This window comes from Novosphingobium sp. FG137 (assembly GCF_057809735.1).
Window position 1 is genome coordinate 233,407 of the sequence record NZ_JBMDKN010000001.1, and the last position, 17,111, is coordinate 250,517.

Sequence of the window (17,111 nt, forward strand, 5' to 3'; positions counted from 1 at the left end):
TCTTCCGGTGAAGGCTTGCCCTTCGCCTGATTCCGTGCGGGAGGGCGCGCTTGCGCCCGTCTGACCGCTCACTCTGCGGGGCCAGCTGGCTCCAACAGGACGAAAGGAGGCCTCCGTGGCCAAGAAGATTGACGGGTATATCAAACTGCAGGTGAAGGCTGGCGAAGCCAAGCCCTCGCCGCCGATCGGGCCCGCGCTCGGTCAGCGCGGTGTCAACATCATGGGTTTCTGCAAGGAATTCAACGCAGCGACTCAAGAGGTCGAGAAGGGCACCCCGCTGCCCACGATCATCACGGTCTATTCGGACAAGTCGTTCACCTTCGTGACGAAGACCCCGCCGGCCACCTTCCTCATCAAGAAGGTCCTGGGCCTCAAGTCCGGCTCGAAGGAGCCCGGCAAGGTCTCTGCGGGCAAGATCACCCGTGCGCAGCTCGGCGAAGTCGCCGAAATCAAGATGAAGGATCTCAACGCCAACGACGTGGACGCTGCGATCAAGATCATCGAAGGCTCGGCTCGCGCCATGGGCCTGCAGGTTGTGGAGGGCTGATCCGATGAAGGTGACCAAGAACAAGAAGGCCCTCGCGGAAAAGCTGGGCGACAACCAGAAGCTCTACAAGGTTGATGAGGCGATCCAGCTCCTCAAGGACCTCAAGCGCACCAAGTTCGACGAATCGATCGAAGTCGCGCTGAACCTCGGCGTCGATCCGCGCCACGCTGACCAGATGGTCCGCGGCATGGTCACGCTGCCCTCGGGCACCGGCAAGGACGTCAAGGTTGCCGTGTTCGCGCGCGGCGACAAGGCCGAAGCGGCGCTCGCCGCCGGTGCTGACCGCGTCGGCGCCGAAGACCTGCTCGAAGACATGCAGAACGGCAACCTCGACTACGGCCGCGTGATCGCGACGCCCGACATGATGGGCATCGTCGGCCGCCTCGGCAAGGTGCTGGGCCCCAAGGGCCTGATGCCGAACCCGAAGCTCGGCACCGTCACCCCGAACGTCGCTGATGCGGTCAAGGCGGCGAAGGCTGGCCAGATCGAATTCCGCGTCGAAAAGGCGGGCATCATCCACGGCGGCATTGGCAAGATGAGCTTCTCGAACGAGCAGCTGCGCGCCAACTTCGATGCGTTCGTCGATGCCATCGTGAAGGCCAAGCCTTCGGGCGCCAAGGGCAAGTACCTGCGCAAGGTCGGTCTGTCCTCGTCGATGGGCCCCGGCCTCAAGGTCGACGTCGCGGAAGTCCACGGCGGCTGATCCAGCCACATGGCTTGAATACAAAAGGCCGGGAGGGGAAACCTTCCCGGCCTTTTGTGTTTCCAAAGCCCTCTCCCATTACCTTCGGTGGCCTTCGGCTCAGGGGAGAGAGTTGGGAGAGGGGACTGCCTCAGCGCCCTTTCGCCAGCGGCGAGGTATAGGCCGGGTCATGCGCGAAGGGCAGCGGCGCGCCTTCGCGCAGCGCCGCCAGCACTGCCGCAAAATCGGTTCGCGCGCGCCAGCCCAGCTCCCGCTCGGCGAGGCCGGGATCATAGACCCGCCCCAGGCTCTGCGGCAGCTGCCACCCCCGCGCCGCAAACAGCGCCTCCGCATCGGGAAAGCGCTCCCGGATCAGCGCCGCCGCATCCTGCTTCAAGGCCGCCGCATCCGCCTGCGCAAACGGCGGCGGCGCGCTCACCAGATAGAGCCCGAAGCCGACATCGGGTGCCTTCTCCAGTGCCATGACATGCGCGGCCGCCGCATCCTCCACTGTCAGGCGGCGGTGCAGCAGTTCGATCGACTTCAGGTTCTCGCCCAATGGCCGCTTGTGCGTGTCGTCATCTTCCGGGAAAAACCGCGAGGTGCGCAGAACCACGCAGGCCAGCCCATGTTCCGCGGCATGAAGCCGGCACAGCCCCTCCGCTGCCAGCTTGGTCACGCCGTAGATGTTGCGCGGCGCCAGCGGCCCGGTCTGCTCGTCCAGCCACACCGCCTCGGGCGCTTCCTCGCGCCGAATCGCCTCACTGATCATCAGCGAGGTGGTCGAGGTCATCACGAACCGGTCATGCCCCGCCGCGCGTGCCGCCTCGAGCAGGTTGAGCGTCCCCGTCACATTCACATCGACAAAGGTCTGCACCGGATACCGCGCGATATCCGGCTTGTGCAGCGCCGCTGCATGCACCACCGCGTCGATCCCCAGCCCCATCGCCCGGTCCACAACCGCGCGGCTGGCAATCGTGCCGACGACATGCGTTTCCGGCCCGGGCACAGCATCAAGGCCTGTCACCGTGTGCCCCGCAGCCCGGAGCGCCGGGGCGAGGAAGCGGCCGAGCCAGCCGGAGGAACCGGTGAGAAGAACGCGCATCAGAAAACCTCCTTCGCCAGATTCGCCCGCGTATAGCACTCGATCACCAGGCTGATCGCGCGCCCGTCCGCCAGCCGAAGCACCGCCTTGTGCGATAGCACCGTCCCCGCCGGGCATTCCTTGGCGCGCCCGTGCTGGCTGGTCAGCCGTTCGCGGCGGAACCCCAGAGGGCGCACCACCGTACCGAAGGGCGTCCGCGTCGTTTCAAGGGCGGAATTCATCGCCGGGGTGAGCCGCGCGGGGACATACCAGTTCTTCGCGTCCGAAAGCACCGCTCCGCCGCAGCGCAGCCGCACATGGCGAAAGGTAAGCGGCTCGTCATCGCTCACGCCCAGTGCGGCGCGGATCGCCGAGGTGGCTGGCTCGTTCGCCTCGCGGTCGGTCTCCGCCACGATTTGCGCAGGTGATGATATCCGCTGTGCCGCGCACCACTGTGCCAGCGCTGCGGTTGCGCTGTCATTGCTCCCAAGCGTGCGCTCGAAGCGAGTCAGCGTAGGAGTGCAGGCTGCAACGGCGAGAAGCGACACGATCGGGACTACGGTCTGCTTCACACTCACTTCCCGTTCGTGTCGAGCGAAGTCGAGACACCTCGTACCAGTGTCTCGACTTCGCTCGACATGAAACGAGGTTGAGGAGCCGTCATTGCCGGAAGGTCAGATGCCCCCCGGCACCGAAGTCCGGCCAATCGCGGCCAGCCCATCGATCAGCACTTGCGCGCAGGTATCGAGCAGCGCCTGATCGGTCGAACGGATCACGAAGTTCGCGCCGACCTTGCCTTCGCGGAAGAAGGGGTAGCTGCCGATCTGGCACCCCTTATGCGTCTTCTCGGTTTCGCGCAGCAAGTCTGCCACTTCGCTCTCGGCCACCCAGCAGCCGATCGTCGCGGAAAGCAGCGGCAGTCCGCCTTCGAGCGTGCCCGTCAGCCCGTCGAGCATCTGTGCGGTAATCCCCGGCACGCCCGCCATCAGGAACACGTTGCCGACCTGGATCCCCGGCGCGCCCGAGAGCCGGTTGGGGATGAGGTCTGCGCCTTCCGGCACCCGCGCCATGCGCAGCCGCGCCGGATTGATGCCGCCGCGCGTCTCGTAATAGCGGGTGAGCATCGCCTCCGCCTCGGGGTGGATCACCACCGGCACGCCGAGCGCTTCGGCCACGGCGTCCACCGTGATGTCATCATGCGTCGGCCCGATCCCGCCCGTGGTGAACAGGTAATCGTTGCGCGCCCGCAGCGCATTCACCGCTTCGATGATCGCCGCCATGTCATCCGGCACCACGCGCACTTCGCGCAGGCGGATGCCCTGCACCCCCAGCCACGTCGCGACTTGCGCTATGTTCTTGTCATGCGTGCGGCCGGAAAGGATCTCATCGCCCACGACAATGAGCGCGGCGGTCCAGATGCGGGAGGTTTGGGTCATGGGGTGAGCGATAGCGCATTGGGTGCGGCGCGCAATGGGGCTTTGGGGGGGCGTTCAGCAAGGGCAAGCCTCTGCGAAGGGCGCATTCATCACGCACAAGCGTCTCAAGGTGTTCGCTCACCAGGCATTGCAGACGCCTTCAATGCCCATTGCCTCGCCCGTTCTGGAGCAAGTTACGCTCAACCTGGGAAGGCCTACGGGACCGAGAATCTGGCTCGGTACAATCGTGATTGCTGCTGGGAGCGGGTCTGGCAGGTGTACCGCGCTTGGTCCTGCTACCAACCCACTCGGCGCAAGGTTCCTTGCCGAGACGCTCCCTTGCGGCCATCACGCTGATCGAGAGTGAGGGAAAAGATGCCTTGCTAAGGGCGAGCCTGTTGCTTCTTCATAGCCTCAGTTTGAGTTGCTGACCTGATTGGCAATTTCATCACACTTTGAGTCCCCGAGGCGTGCACAATATCGTAGCCAATACAGTGCGACTTTCTTGTTCTGTGGAACACCCTCGCCTAAAGCATAGGAAATGCCGATACTTCTGGCGCAAGAAATCAGATATTTTGAAGATATTCGCGCGCATCGCAAAAAAAGTGAACTGGCAATGGTAGTATTCTTGCTAACACCGTCGCCATTGCTATAATTTATCGCAAGATTAAGCATTGATCTCGGGTCACCACGTTCTGCGGCCATGGAATACCAGTACGCCGACTTTGTGGGATCATTTACGTATTCGCCGTCACCCGAATACATGTCGCCGAGGAACCCCATTGCCTCAACATCGCCCCCTTTCGCCCTGAGGGTCAAGTTCTCGACATAATGCGTTACTCGTTCAGCGCGCTCAGCCGCTCTTTGCTGCTCCCTCTGCTGCTCCGCGGCAGTCGCAAGAGCGGCTTCAGCACTGCTCTGCCGACTTCTCATGGTTGAACCGATGGACACTACCGTGCGCCAACCCATACGATTCTCCGTCTTGAGCGAGCCACGCAAACCCTGCGGACCGCACTGACCATCGAAACGCGACATGCCGCTGGGTTCATGGAAGTTGCAACTTCCGTCACTTACACTCCCGGTCAATACAACCTGTTGGTTCAGGCCCTCGCCATGCAGCGTGAAGATTCCTTTCAACTCGGGTCCGTTGGCTGACACTTGGATTTCAACTCGGCCTTGAACGTCTCGCTGCCTCACCAGTCCGGTCTCGATAACTCCTAAGTTTATCCTGAAACCGCCTGCATTTATGCGCGCAGGTGATCGTTGGACACGACCCACCGTGCCCGCGAATTCACCAGAATAGATCATTTGGCCACGGAAGCCCGTCCCATCATTTCCACCGAGCGAGGATTCTACTTTGTGCCATACGCCTCCAGGAGTTCGACACACTTTGACGGGGGCGGAGGCATCACCACTCATGGCTTGCATGACTTTGCATTCCATTTGGCCGCCATGGTTGGAAACTTGCTCGCCCAGATTTTGCCGTTGAAGTGGTTCCTTCGCGTAAGCGAAACCAGGCCAGAGCGCCAAGAAGAACGCTGTGAATAAACTTGAATAGATTCTCTTTCGCATGGGTCCCGGCCCTATTCGGTCTATTTTCGCTATCGACGCCGTATTCGCGGCGCGCTATAGTGAAACTTCTTCTTTTTTGGCACTGGGGGGGTCCGATGCGCAACCGATTCTTGGCCGCGATGGCATCTTTATGCGTTTTGATGTTGGCTCTTAATCCTGCCCCCGCGTTAGCCAAATGTGGGGGCAGCGGCGGCCAAACCGCTGGCGCTGTAATTGGGGGTATCTTCGGCGCCGTTATTGGGCATAGTGTTGCTGGGAAGGGTGACAAGACTTTGGGTGCTGTGCTCGGCGGTGGCCTGGGCGTCTTCATTGGCAGCAAGATCGGCAAGGCCCTTGATACTTGTGAGCAGGAAAAGATGGCGCGTGCGACCGAAACGGCTCTTAACTCAAAGGCGTCTGGGCAAGCCAATACGCAGACTTGGTCGAGTGAGAGCAGAGAGGACGTCAATGGATCTGTGTCTGCGTCTCCCGCGCAAACATTGGCCGATGGCCGCGTGTGCCGAAACGTGACCCAGGTCAATTACGTTGACGGGCAGGAAATGAAGGATAATCCTAGATTTTGTCGCACTCCCCCGAGTACATCTTGGGCGCCTGCCTAGAGTAGAATTAGGCCGATGAGGTACTTTTATTTCCGCGTTGCGGCCTTGGCTTTTTTGATATTTGGCGACATTGCTCAAGCTCAGACCTCGTATTGTGGCAGTGAGCCACCTGATTCCGCGTTTGCGTACTCCCATTTCAACGATGACCAGATGAACTATTCTGTAATCAGCGCTGGCGGTGCGCGTGTATTGCTAGGTGAAGGTGGTGTTGGAAATCAGGAGAGTGCGCGTCTGGACGCTGCGATACAGCAAGCCGGGAGTGTTGATGAAGTTTGGTTATCGTCGCCCGGCGGAAATCTGGAGCAAGGCGAGGAGATGGGTCGCGTTCTCCGCAAGCGTGGATTGATGGTTCGAGTTCCCGATGGCCACGCCTGCATTAGCGCTTGCACGATCGCGTTTCTAGGTGGGCAAATAAGGGTAGTTGATCCAAAGGCCTATTATGGAATACATATGTTTTCCCTTTACTTTGACCAGTCGGTGGCAGCCAAAGATAAAGTCGCCCTTCAGAAAGAGTTGATTGCCGCAGAAAAAATTCAGCCAGGCGCGTCCGCAATTATCTTTCGGCGTGAGATGATGACGCTGGAGCGATCAACCGCTCAAGGCGCAGCTAAACTGGCCAAGTACCTTGTTGAGATGTCTGCGTCTTTGGATTTCCTGACTGGAATGTTTGGGCAAAAGCAGACTGGCGTATGTTATGTTACCGAACTCGGACTAAAGCGGTACAATATTTCAAACACCGAGTAAAAAAGTTCTCACTAGCTGACCTGGTGTTCAACTGCCTGATCGCAATACCTGACGGCGGGCATGAGGCAAAATGGCTCAATGTGAGCAAGGAAGGCGCGGGAATATGTCGATATTCAGCTTCGTTGGCCAGCGGCTCAGGGCGTCCTGACGAAGCAATGGGTCATTTTATTGATCCGCCCAAGGAAACTGCAAGGTAAATCCTGGGGGGACACTGGCATGGCTTGCATCTCAGGCAGAATTGCACTTGGAAAGGCAACCAGCCGTCTCTGTGCGAATTTCCGCATCATATGTTCACGATTCCAGCGCCCCGAAGGCGCAGTTGATAGGTCCCGACCCTAGATCGCGAACTGGCTGATCTACATTGCGCATAGACAGGGCATGGCACCGGATACGGACTGGCAGTTTCGTCTCTAGCCGGTGCCTTCTTCACAAGGAGACGCGCAGTGTTCAGTCCGCCGGTTCAACCACTCCGCCAGCCTTCGCCGCCACTGTGCCAGTGGCCTTGGCGAAGCGCATGATGCCGTCGTCGAGCGGGTTTTCCTTCAGGTACTTGCGGTCGAACAAGTAGTCCTGATTGAGCCGCCACGGCATCGTCTTGGCGTTTTTCGGCTGGATCGCGAGGCCGCGCTGGATGTAGCCCGAGGAGAGATCGAGCGGGGTGTCCGCTTCGAGCGCGCTTTCGTCGGTCAGCACCGGGGTCGCGCTGTCTGCGCCCACTTTCTTCATGTGGTTGAGCAGGCGGCACACGTAGTCGGAGTCGATGTCCGCACGCAGGGTCCATGAGGCGTTGAGGTAGCCGAAGACTTGCGCGAGGTTGGGCAGGTTCGAATACATGCAGCCCTTGTAGTACCAGCGCTCGTTCATCCGCACCGGCTGGCCGTCCATGCCGAGCGCGATCTTGCCGGCCATGGCGAGGGCGAGACCGGTGGCAGTGACGATCACGTCGCAATCAAGCCGCTTGCCGGACTTGAGCTGGATGCCGGCAGCGTCGATGCGCTCGATATGGTCGGTGACGATCTCGGCCTTGCCCGCCTTCATCGCATGGAACAGATCGCCATCGGGCACGAGGCACAGGCGCTGCTCCCACGGGTTATAGGGCGGGGTGAAGGTGGCCGGATCGTACTTGGGGCCGAGCGCTTCCTGCAGCTTCTTCGTCAGGAAGTCCTTGACCTTCTGCGGCTCGTTGCGGGCGCGCTTGAACACGATGTTCTGCATCGTGACGTTCTTGAAGCGCGTGATCTTGTAGGCGAGCTTTTCGGGCAGGAACTTGCGCAGCGTGTTGGCGATGGCATCGCGCGCCGGGCGGATGGCATACCAGGTGGGTGTGCGCTGGAGCATTGTGACGTGCGCGGCCTTCTGGGCCATCGCGGGCACGATGGTGACGGCGGTTGCGCCCGAACCGATCACGACGACGCGCTTGCCGGTATAGTCGATATTTTCGGGCCAGAACTGCGGGTGGATGATCGTGCCGGCAAAGTCCTCACGCCCCGGGATCGCGGGATCATAGGGCGTGTCGTAGTCGTAATAGCCCGAGCCGAGGTAGAGGAACCGCGCGGTGGTGCGGCTGCGCTGGCCGTCGGCGGCTTCGGTGGTGATCACCCACCAGGCGTGGGCGCTCTCCCAGTTGGCGGAAACGACCTTGGTCTCGAACCGGATATGCTGGCGGATCGCCCGCTCATCGACGATGCGGTTGAGATAGTCGAGGATCGATGGGCCATCGGCGATCGACTTCTCGTGCTTCCAGGGCTCGAAGATGAAACCAAGCGTGTGCATGTCGCTGTCAGAGCGGACGCCGGGGTAGCGGAAGAGGTCCCAGGTGCCGCCGAGCTGGGGGCGGCGTTCGAACAGGGCGTAGCTGCGATCGGGGCAGAGCATCTGCATGTGCGCGGCCATGCCGATGCCGGAAAGCCCTGCGCCGATGATCGCGACGTCGATATCCGGCTGCCCGGAGCGCCGCGTGTCCTCGAAACCCATGCTATCCTCCACCGTTATTGACATACATGATAGCAGTCAGGGGAATGATTGCCAGCATGTTTCAATGCGCGATTAAATGCAGCGATTGCACTCCGGCGGCGAGCGCGACAGAAGGGAAGCCATGCCGATCATCGCCGCGCGCCGCTATACCGAGGGGAAGCCGGATCCCGCCGATCTTGCACTGACGGGCGTGCCGCTGGCCGAAGCGGTGTTGCCGCGCGGGTGCTTCGACTGGATCGGGCTGTGCGATCCGACGCTCGAGGAGATGGAGCGCGTTGCGCGCCAGTTCGGGCTTCATCCCCTGGCGATCGAGGATGCGCTCAACCCGCGCCAGCTGCCGAAGGTCGATATCTATGGCCAGCAGCTGTTCGTCGTCGCGCGCACCGCGATGATGGATCGGGGTGGGGACACGATCACCTACGGGCAGACCGCGATTTTCCTTGGCGCGCAGTTCATCGTGACCGTGCGGATAGGGTCTGCACGTGCGCATGCCGATCTGCGCCGCGCGCTGGAAGCCGATACCGAACACCTCGCCGAAGGCGCGGATTATGTCCTCCACGCCGTGCTCGATTTCATCGTGGATGGGTATCTGCCGATCGCCGACCAGTTCGAGGACGTGGCGCACAGTATCGAGGAATCAGCGATCGACCAGTTCCCCGATCCGACCACGATCCGCCGCATCTTCCGCCTGCGCCGCGAACTCAGGCGGTTCGAGCGGATCATCGGGCCGATGGAGGAGCTGACCCAGCGCCTCGCCGAGGCGGACTTGCCGGTGATCGACCCTTCGGCGCGGATCTGGTTTCGCGACGTGCTTGATCATGTGCGCCGGGCGATGGCGCGGATGGATAGCCTGAAGGAAACGCTTGCGGCGGCGGTGGAGACGGCCGGGCTGCTCGAACAGCACCGGCAGGGCGTGATCACCCGTCAGCTTGCCGCATGGGCCGCCATTCTTGCCGTGCCGACAGCCATTGCCGGCATTTATGGGATGAACTTCGACTACCTGCCCGAACTCCACTGGCGTTGGGGCTATCCGATGGTCTGGGGGCTCATCATCACGATCTGCGGCGGACTGCTGTTGCGGTTCCGGCGGATCGGCTGGCTCTAGCTCGGCAATCGCCAGTCTATCGCGCCGCAACCCTGCTCTTCGAGAAAGGCATTCGCCCGGCTGAAATGGCGGCAGCCGAGGAAGCCGCGATGGGCGGAGAGCGGGCTGGGGTGCGGGGCTTCCAGAATGAGGTGCGGGCCGCCGCTTGTTTCGCGGATGAGCGCGGCCTTCGCGCGGGCGTGGCTGCCCCAGAGGAGGTAGACGCACGGAGACGGTCGCTGGGCGACTGCGCGGATGGCCGCATCGGTAAACGCTTCCCAGCCCTTGCCCTGGTGCGAACCGGCCTGACCGGCTTCGACGGTGAGCACCGTGTTGAGGAGAAGGACTCCTCCCTTTGCCCAGCTATCGAGATAGCCGTGGGAAGGGCGAGGCAGGCCGAGATCGGCTTGCTGCTCCTTGAAGATGTTGAGCAGGCTTGGCGGCACCGGCACACCGGGCCTGACCGAAAAGGCAAGGCCGTGTGCCTGACCGGGGCCGTGGTATGGGTCCTGCCCCAGAATCACGACACGGACCTGCGGCAGCGGTGTCAGCGCAAGCGCAGCAAGGCGCGTGCCGGCTGGCGGGTAGATCTGCTTCCCCGCTGCTTCTTCCGCTCGCAGAAAACCGCCGAGCGTCCGCATGGGCTGGCTGGCGAGGATTTCTGCAAGCGCAGGACGCCAGGTTTCCGGGATTGCTGCGGCTGTCATGACAGGCACGGCCTAGCCGTTTTGCTGCAGTGCGGGAATACCATTTGCAAGGGGGGCGCTCACCTTGCTATCCGCCCTTACGTATCTTTGGTTGTGCGCGTGGGGATTCCGTTATGAAGATCGCAATGGTGGGCTCCGGCTACGTCGGACTGGTTTCGGGTGCCTGCTTCGCCGATTTCGGCCATGATGTGGTCTGCATCGACAAGGACGCCGGCAAGATCGCACGGCTGGATGCCGGCGTGATGCCGATCTACGAGCCGGGACTTGCCGAACTTGTCGGCACCAACGTGCAGGCCGGACGCCTGTCGTTCTCGACCGATCTGCCTTCCTCGATCGCCGGTGCGCAGGCGATCTTCATTGCAGTGGGCACGCCATCGCGGCGCGGCGATGGCCATGCCGATCTTTCCTACGTCTATGCGGTGGCGCAGGAAATCGCCGATAGCCTGACCAATCCGGCGGTCATCGTGACCAAGTCGACCGTTCCGGTCGGCACGGGTGACGAGGTTGAGCGAATCATTCGCGAGCGCGCGCCCGATGCCAAGTTTGCCGTGGTCTCCAACCCCGAGTTCCTGCGTGAAGGCGCCGCGATCGGCGATTTCAAGCGCCCCGATCGCATCGTGGTCGGTGCCGAGGAGGAATGGGAGCGCGGCGTGATGAGCGAGGTTTATCGCCCGTTGTTCCTCAACAAGGCACCGCTGCTGTTCACCGGTCGCCGGAGTTCGGAACTCATCAAGTACGCCGCCAACGCGTTTCTCGCGACCAAGATCACCTTCATCAACGAGATGGCGGACTTGTGCGAGAAAGTGGGCGCCGACGTGCAGGATGTTGCGCGCGGGATCGGGCTCGACAACCGCATCGGCTCCAAGTTTCTCCACGCCGGGCCGGGCTATGGCGGCAGCTGCTTCCCCAAGGACACGCTGGCACTGCTCAAGACGGCGGAAGACTATGCGAGCCCGGTCCGGATCGTCGAGGCGGTGGTGCGCACCAACGATAGCCGCAAGCGGGCGATGGGCCGCAAGGTGATCGAGGCGATGACCGAAGCCGGCGTTGGTGAAGCCCGCGGCAAGCGGATTGCGCTGCTGGGCCTGACTTTCAAGCCCAACACCGATGACATGCGCGATGCGCCCTCAATCGCGATCGTGCAGGCGCTGCTTGATGTCGGTGCGGAAATCGTTGCCCACGATCCGGAAGGGATGGAGGCAGCAGCGCCGCTGATGCCCGAAGTGACCATGGCCAAGAACGCCTATGAGGCGGTGACCGGCGCGGATGCCGTTGTGCTCGTTACGGAGTGGGACGCGTTCCGCGGCATCGACCTCGAGCGCGTGGGGCAGCTTGTGAACAGCCGCGTGCTGGTCGATCTGCGCAACGTCTATGACCCGAGCGAGGTGCGCGCCGCCGGATGGCACTACAGCAGCGTCGGACGGGTGTAGCGCCGGGCCTGGGGCCGATTCCCGCGCTTGCCGCCACCGCCCCGAAAGCCTAAGCGGGGCGGATGGCTGTTTACTTTCACGAAGAAGACCTGCCCGAGGGTGTGCTTGCGCCCGGACCGGTCGCTGTCGATACCGAAACGATGGGGCTCATCACCACGCGCGATCGGCTCTGCCTGCTGCAGATTTCCGATGGGCATGGCGACGAGCACCTCGTGCGGTTTGCTGCGGGAAGCGACTATGCTGCGCCCAATCTGCGCGCGGTGCTCGCCGATCCGGCGCGGCTGAAGCTGTTTCATTTCGCCCGCTTCGATCTTGCCGCGATCCACTACTACCTCAAGGTGATGGCAACGCCGGTGTTTTGCACCAAGATCGCCTCCAAGCTGGTGCGCACCTACACCGACCGGCATGGCCTGAAAGAACTGGTGCGCGAATTGCTGGGCAAGGAAATCTCCAAGCAGCAGCAGTCGAGCGACTGGGGCGCGCCCAGCCTCAGTGATGCGCAGCAGGATTATGCTGCGTCCGACGTGCGCTATCTTCATGCGATGCATGGCATCCTTGTCGACCGGTTGGCCCGCGAAAGGCGTACCGACGTGGCGCAGGCCTGCTTCGAGTTCCTGCCGACACGGGCCCTGCTCGACATCGCCGGCTGGGCCGACCGCGACATCTTCAGCCACGAGTGAGGGCTTGCAGGTGACGCTGACGGGGAATCCGGCACGATGACGCAAGGGGCGGACAACCTGCGAGGGCGCCGCCAGGTGGTTGCGGCACCCGGCGGCTTTCACGACCGCATGGTGCGGGCGTTGGCGGTAGGCTTGCCCGCGCTGATCGGCGCGCTGCTTGCGGTGCTGGTGATCGCGCCATTCTCGCCGCGCGGGGAAATCAGCTTCCTCCTCGATCGCAACAAGGTGGCGATGGTGAACGACCGTCTGCGCGTCGTGAGCGCGATGTACCGGGGGCAGGACGATTCGGGGCGGAACTTCTCGGTTACGGCGGGCAGCGCGGTCCAGCATTCGGAGACGCGTGACGAAGTCGAGATGCGCGACATCACTGCGAGGGTCATGCTGAACGATGGACCGGCGAGCCTGACGACGGGCGAAGGCGTCTATGACTTTGCCAAGCAGAAGATCGACGTGCCCTCGCCGGTCAATTTCGAGACCTCCGACGGATATCGCATGGTAACCGCCGGGGCCGATATCGACATCGCCAAGCGCCGCCTCGTCAGTCAGGGGCGCGCCGAGGGGCGCATTCCTGCTGGCACTTTCTCTGCCGACAGGATAAGCGCGGACCTTGAAGCGAGGACGATCACGCTCGATGGCCACGCCCGCCTGACGATGGAGCCCGGCAAGCTGAAAATGCCATGACCACGCTGATCGAAGCCTTGAAGGCCGGACGGCCCCTGCGATCGCTTGCGATCGGCTTTGCGGCAAGCGCCGCGTTGGCGGCTGGCGCCCAGCACCTTGGTGCGCAGGCGATTGCCGCGCATAACAGCAAGGCGCCGGTGAACTATGCGGCCGACCGGATCGAATTGCAGGACAAGCAGAATCGGGTCGTGCTTTCGGGCAACGTCGATATCACGCAGGCTGGCCTCACAATGCGCGCGGCGCGCACCACGGTGGCATATACCGATGCGGGCAGCCTGCAGATCCAGCGGATCGATGCAGCTGGCGGCGTGGTGGTGACGCGCGGCAATGAACGCGCGAGCGGTGATGTCGCGGTCTACGATTTCAACGCCAAGATCATCACGATGGCCGGCAACGTCGCGCTGCGGCGCGGATCCGATACGCTGAATGGCGGGCGGCTGGTGATCGACCTCAATACGGGCATCTCGAATATCGACGGACGCTCGTCCGGCGGCATGTCGGCCGCCGCGTCGGGCGAGCCTGCGCGATCCGGTGGCCGGGTAAGCGGAAGCTTCAGCGTTCCGAAGTAAGGCCGGCAACGGGTCTGACGGACGCGTGATTGCGGTTCGATCGGCCTGGTGCAGCATGACATATCGGGCTCGGATTCTCTTTTGCGATTGCGAAGAGCTCGTCGGATTATCCAACAAGCACGAACCACTGTGGCGAACGGGCAGGACTGCGTCCGTTCGGGTTGCGAATGCAATCCCAGGGCGCCTCCTGGTCGCTGGCTTTCTCTGGAGCGATCAAGGCAGCGGGCATTGCCAGCCCGCTGCATAACCTTGTTTGGAATCGAAATCCGGGTGCGGCAGAACGCGCCAGAGGCAGGCCACGGTCCAGGGTAGCAATACCTAATGGTTAACAGACTTGCAATAAAGTACCAAATAGGTTATCTCCTGATCTGTCCACTGCACAATCTGGAGTCGCCGATGCCCAACGATGTCTTATCGCCCGCCGGATATACCCCAACCTTCGCGGTGAGCTTCTCCGATGGTGCAAGCGGTGCGCAGCTCGTTGCCAACGGTTCTCCGCTGCCGGTAACCCCGGTGGTGGCCAACAAGCCGGCGCCGCTCGGCGGGACAACATCCTCGAGCGCCACTTTCGGGCCGTTCGCTCCGGCTGCCGGTCAACCGGTCGTGATCTCGCTGTCCGGAACGTGGACCGGGACTGTGTCTCTGCTCCGTTCCATCGACGGGGGGGCAACGCGCCTGCCGGTGACGATGGGCGGCCGTACCTGGGGGCAATTCTCGGCCAACGTGTGCGAACCCGTCTGGGAGGAGGCCGAGGCCGCAGCCGGCCTTTATCTCGATGTCGCGCTGCAATCCGGAACGGTCACGTACCGCCTCGCGCAGTAGCATCCCTGCCGGGGGCGCCGGCCCCGCACATCCTTCGATCCACCAAGCCAACATCGAACCGGCACCGAACCGACCGGCGCGCCGCTGTGCGCGCCGGCGTGGGGCGTCATGTCGGAACGACCCGCGCGCGCCGCGCGCCAGCGCCCGCCAGAGGAGCCGCAAAATGCCCACGGACATGATCAGCCGATCCATCGCTACCGCCGCTTTCGCCAGAACGGGCGATCCCAATCCGATCCGGCTCACCAGCATGCTGGGCGGCACCATTCTGCCCAACGAGACGGCCGGTCTTGCGAGCGCGATCTCGCAGATGAACAGCCTTCGCCGCCCGCTGCTGATCGACCGCAGCATCAACATCACGGGCTGGTCGACGATCAACGGCTACTGCGCCATCTCGTGCGCGGATGACGCGCTGATCAACTTCATGGGCAGTGCAAACGGCTTTCGCGCGCGCAACAGCTTTACCGCTGTCGGATCGTGGACCGCGGCCCCAGCGCTGGCGCAATGGCCTGCCTCGACCGGCAGCTTCGTGACCGCGCTCACGGTGGACGCGGCGACATACGCAGCCCTTGCGGCCGGCGATCACGTCTATCTCTCGGACAGCGTGAACAACACGTTCTCGTACTTCAATGGCGTGAGCACGACGAACTACACCAACCTCGCCGAGATCGCGATGGTGCTGGCCAAATCGGGCGGAAACACGGTGTTTCTCGACCGGGTTCTCGGCGAGTGGAACCTCTACAGTACCGCCGGGTCCGTGGCCAAGCTTGGCGACAACCTGTGTGTCCTCAACCTCAACATCAAGGGCGAGCAGAACACCACTCGCGACCTCGTTCGCGTGGAAGGCTATGTGGGCCCGGACATCGACGTGCGGATCGACAGCAACTCCTCGCGCGGCGTGATGCTGCTTTCCTGCATGGGCGGGCGGGTTCGCGCCAAAGTCCGGGACCTGCGCGACGATGAGGCCAACAACTCGTTCGGCTATGGCGTGTGCGCTGCCGCGGCGACGACGGACTGCAAGATCGAGGTGCATGCGCGCAACGTCCGCCATGCCTATTCGGACATCATTGTCGGGACGGCAACCGGACTGACGCAGCCTTTGACGTTCAGCGGCGGCGTGGTCAGGCGCATTGCGGTGACCGGCGAAGGCATTTCGTGCAGCGCAGCCACCTGGGACACCCATACCCACAGCGATCAGGTGCGCTTCGAGAATATCAAGGCGTACGGCACCCACAATGAGGATCCCGGCCAGCCGAGCAGCGGGCTCAATTGCGCCGTGCAGGTGCGCGGCACCAATGTTACCATCGACGGGCTGGAAACAAACCTGCAGGTGGGGGTGCGCTACAGCGTCGTCGCCGCGCGCAACAGCCGGCTCGAGATCACCAATTTCCGCCATCGCAGCACGCTTGTCGGTACGCCCAATGCGGCCAGTTCGCTCATTTCGTTCGCTGGCACGACCTTCAGCGGATCGGGCGCGCACAAGGTCAATATCCGCAATTCGCTGGTGCACAACATGGTCTACAGCGGAGCCGGCTGGAACTTCGTTTCGTTGCACAACTCGGAAGTGGACATGAGCACGAGCAGTGCCGGCTGGCCCGGCAACGTATCGGGCAATACCGGCTGCATGACCGAGTACATCAACACGACGGTTCGCAGCCCTGCGTCGATGAACGTTTCGACGTCGCTGGTCTTCGACGGCGGCAAGATCGCCATGGCGACGCTGAATGGCTTCAACCTGACAGATGGGGCCGTTGTGAAGGCACGCAATCACGGGATCGAGATCACCGGGGGTGGCGCGATCGCCAACAGTGCCTATGCCTTTACCTCCATCGCGAGTGGTGCGGTGGCGTTCAGCTATGCCGGGGTGTGGGTCGATGACGCCCGGCCCGAGCACAGCGTGAAGCCCTTCGCCAACCTTTCATCGGGCGGCACTGTCACGATCAAGGATCTCTCCGTGCCGGGGCAATACAAGGGCGTGGCATCCCGCGGTGATGCCGATGCTTCGGTCCGCGCAGGCCGTGACCGCATGTTCCAGCGATTCTCGACAGCCCTGACGGCGGACCGCACGCTGACGCTGGAAACCATCGATGCCGATGATGGCGACGAGTTCGAAATCTTCCGGCCCGCCGGCGGCGCCTTCAATCTGCTGGTCAAGCAGGGTTCGAACACCCTTGTCACGCTCCCGCAAAATGGTTCCTGCAGGGTGGCGTTTGATCAGTTGAACACCAACTGGCGGGTGACCAGCAAGGGCGTGATCGCCTGAACCAGCCGGGGCTTCCGGAACCGGGAAACGGGCCGGCTCCGGGGAGCCGATTCGAAAAAACCAAGGTGGCGGAACTTCGGTTGGCAGCGGCTGACCGAAGCCGTCTTCGCACCGGATTGGTTCAATTGTGCAGGTGCTGTATTAATTTGATGCACCGCGGCATGCGCTGGTTGACTATAGCGGGGAAAGCTTGGATATACTCGAACGCATAGTGATCCTACAGTTCCCGTTCGTTAGCGGGAACGACTGCTTTTTGCGCGG

17 protein-coding genes are annotated in these 17,111 nt (G+C 62.5%); 11 read left to right on the forward strand and 6 right to left on the reverse strand.

What is annotated here, in order from left to right:
• The first annotated feature begins 115 nt into the window (after window positions 1–115).
• Together rplK and rplA are read left to right on the forward strand one after the other, a co-directional pair.
• Window positions 116–547: a 50S ribosomal protein L11 gene (rplK, locus tag ACODS2_RS00950; RefSeq protein WP_421839816.1), complete on the forward strand. Its 432-nt coding sequence runs from the start codon at window positions 116–118 to the stop codon at window positions 545–547.
• A 4-nt stretch (window positions 548–551) separates the two neighbouring features.
• Entirely contained in the window at window positions 552–1,250 is a 699-nt protein-coding gene (rplA, locus tag ACODS2_RS00955) for a 50S ribosomal protein L1 (protein ID WP_298168682.1), read from the forward strand.
• Window positions 1,251–1,380: 130 nt separating this feature from the next.
• Here rplA and ACODS2_RS00960 read toward each other — a convergent pair whose 3' ends face one another.
• The 4 genes from ACODS2_RS00960 to ACODS2_RS00975 form a co-directional block, all read right to left on the reverse strand.
• The gene (locus tag ACODS2_RS00960; RefSeq protein ID WP_488997188.1) at window positions 1,381–2,334 is read right to left on the reverse strand and encodes an NAD-dependent epimerase/dehydratase family protein; all 954 of its coding nucleotides are present in this window, start codon (window positions 2,332–2,334) and stop codon (window positions 1,381–1,383) included.
• Window positions 2,334–2,885 (reverse strand): hypothetical protein, encoded by a 552-nt coding sequence (locus ACODS2_RS00965; protein ID WP_488997189.1) that lies wholly within the window; start codon window positions 2,883–2,885, stop codon window positions 2,334–2,336. The genes ACODS2_RS00960 and ACODS2_RS00965 overlap by 1 nt, the downstream gene beginning before the upstream one ends.
• Before the next feature lie 102 nt (window positions 2,886–2,987).
• Entirely contained in the window at window positions 2,988–3,749 is a 762-nt protein-coding gene (locus ACODS2_RS00970; protein ID WP_488997190.1) for a competence/damage-inducible protein A, read from the reverse strand.
• Window positions 3,750–4,142: 393 nt separating this feature from the next.
• Entirely contained in the window at window positions 4,143–5,300 is a 1,158-nt protein-coding gene (locus tag ACODS2_RS00975; RefSeq protein WP_488997191.1) for a tetratricopeptide repeat protein, read from the reverse strand.
• A gap of 140 nt (window positions 5,301–5,440) precedes the next feature.
• Here ACODS2_RS00975 and ACODS2_RS00980 point away from each other — a divergent pair, with 140 nt between their 5' ends.
• Window positions 5,441–5,899, forward strand: a complete 459-nt coding sequence (locus ACODS2_RS00980) for a glycine zipper 2TM domain-containing protein (RefSeq protein WP_488997888.1) — start codon at window positions 5,441–5,443, stop codon at window positions 5,897–5,899.
• A gap of 15 nt (window positions 5,900–5,914) precedes the next feature.
• Window positions 5,915–6,643, forward strand: a complete 729-nt coding sequence (locus ACODS2_RS00985; RefSeq protein ID WP_488997192.1) for a hypothetical protein — start codon at window positions 5,915–5,917, stop codon at window positions 6,641–6,643.
• A 447-nt stretch (window positions 6,644–7,090) separates the two neighbouring features.
• Here the strand turns inward: ACODS2_RS00985 and ACODS2_RS00990 are convergent, their stop codons facing one another.
• Window positions 7,091–8,617 (reverse strand): flavin-containing monooxygenase, encoded by a 1,527-nt coding sequence (locus tag ACODS2_RS00990; RefSeq protein ID WP_488997193.1) that lies wholly within the window; start codon window positions 8,615–8,617, stop codon window positions 7,091–7,093.
• A 121-nt stretch (window positions 8,618–8,738) separates the two neighbouring features.
• Between ACODS2_RS00990 and ACODS2_RS00995 the strand changes: the two genes are divergently transcribed.
• Complete coding sequence (locus ACODS2_RS00995; RefSeq protein WP_298168666.1) at window positions 8,739–9,722, forward strand: magnesium and cobalt transport protein CorA; 984 nt, start codon at window positions 8,739–8,741, stop codon at window positions 9,720–9,722.
• Here ACODS2_RS00995 and ung read toward each other — a convergent pair.
• Window positions 9,719–10,408, reverse strand: coding sequence for a uracil-DNA glycosylase (gene ung / locus ACODS2_RS01000; protein ID WP_488997194.1), 690 nt, complete (start codon window positions 10,406–10,408; stop codon window positions 9,719–9,721). The genes ACODS2_RS00995 and ung overlap by 4 nt on opposite strands.
• 113 nt (window positions 10,409–10,521) lie before the next feature.
• Here ung and ACODS2_RS01005 point away from each other — a divergent pair, with 113 nt between their 5' ends.
• The 6 genes from ACODS2_RS01005 to ACODS2_RS01030 all read left to right on the forward strand — a co-directional run bounded on the left by ACODS2_RS01005 (window position 10,522) and on the right by ACODS2_RS01030 (window position 16,850).
• Window positions 10,522–11,838 carry a UDP-glucose dehydrogenase family protein gene (locus ACODS2_RS01005; protein WP_488997195.1) on the forward strand — a complete coding sequence of 439 codons (1,317 nt, stop codon included), beginning with the start codon at window positions 10,522–10,524 and terminating at the stop codon, window positions 11,836–11,838.
• Between the two features lie 62 nt (window positions 11,839–11,900).
• Window positions 11,901–12,518, forward strand: coding sequence for a ribonuclease D (locus ACODS2_RS01010; protein ID WP_298168657.1), 618 nt, complete (start codon window positions 11,901–11,903; stop codon window positions 12,516–12,518).
• 36 nt (window positions 12,519–12,554) lie between these two features.
• Window positions 12,555–13,199, forward strand: coding sequence for an LPS export ABC transporter periplasmic protein LptC (locus ACODS2_RS01015; protein ID WP_298168654.1), 645 nt, complete (start codon window positions 12,555–12,557; stop codon window positions 13,197–13,199).
• Entirely contained in the window at window positions 13,196–13,768 is a 573-nt protein-coding gene (locus tag ACODS2_RS01020; protein ID WP_421839807.1) for an LptA/OstA family protein, read from the forward strand. Before ACODS2_RS01015 ends, ACODS2_RS01020 begins: the two co-directional genes overlap by 4 nt.
• Window positions 13,769–14,164: 396 nt before the next feature.
• On the forward strand, window positions 14,165–14,590 hold the full coding sequence (locus tag ACODS2_RS01025; protein ID WP_488997196.1) for a hypothetical protein: 426 nt from the start codon (window positions 14,165–14,167) through the stop codon (window positions 14,588–14,590).
• Window positions 14,591–14,753: 163 nt separating this feature from the next.
• A complete protein-coding gene (locus tag ACODS2_RS01030) occupies window positions 14,754–16,850 on the forward strand; it encodes a hypothetical protein (RefSeq protein WP_488997197.1) in 2,097 nt (698 codons plus the stop codon).
• The last annotated feature ends 261 nt before the right edge of the window (window positions 16,851–17,111 follow it).